Below are 590 nucleotides of genomic sequence, written 5' to 3'. Positions count from 1 at the left end.
GGGGAGTTCGAGGGCCAACTGTGGATCACCATGGACTACGTCAACGGCCCCGACATCGGCGCCCTGCTGACCCAGCACTACCCCACCGGCATGCCACCGGCCCAAGTGATCGACATCGCCACCGCCGTGGGCGCCGCCTTAGACCACGCCCATCACCGCGGCCTGCTGCACCGCGACGTCAAACCCGCCAACATCATGATCAGCCACCCCGACGACGGCGGCACCCCACGAATCATGCTCAGCGACTTCGGCATCGCCCGACCCGTCGACGACACCACCGGACTGACCGCCACCAACATGACCGTCGGCACCGTCGACTACTGCTCCCCCGAACAACTCCTGGGCCACCAACTCGACCCCCGCGCCGACCAATACTCACTGGCCGCCACCACCTACCACCTACTGACCGGCACCAAACCCTTCCCCAACCCCAGCCCCGTGGCCGTCATCAGCGCCCACCTCACCCAACCACCACCCCTACCCGGCACCCTGCGCCCCGAACTGGCCGCCACCAACCCCGTCTTCGCCCGCGCCCTGGCCAAAAACCCCACCGACCGCTACCCCCGCTGCACCGACTTCGCCACCGCCCT

At 68.3% G+C, this 590-nt stretch carries 1 protein-coding gene; it reads left to right on the top strand.

Going from position 1 to position 590, the window contains the following annotated elements:
- Nucleotides 1-590, top strand: a 590-nt coding sequence (locus AC5Y43_RS24980; protein ID WP_499977310.1) for a serine/threonine-protein kinase, incomplete at both ends; no start/stop codon positions are given.

It is taken from the genome of Mycobacterium sp. NGS57 (assembly GCF_059812405.1).
The sequence above is the reverse complement of the archived record's forward strand: the minus strand, read 5'-3'. Positions and strand labels throughout refer to the sequence as shown.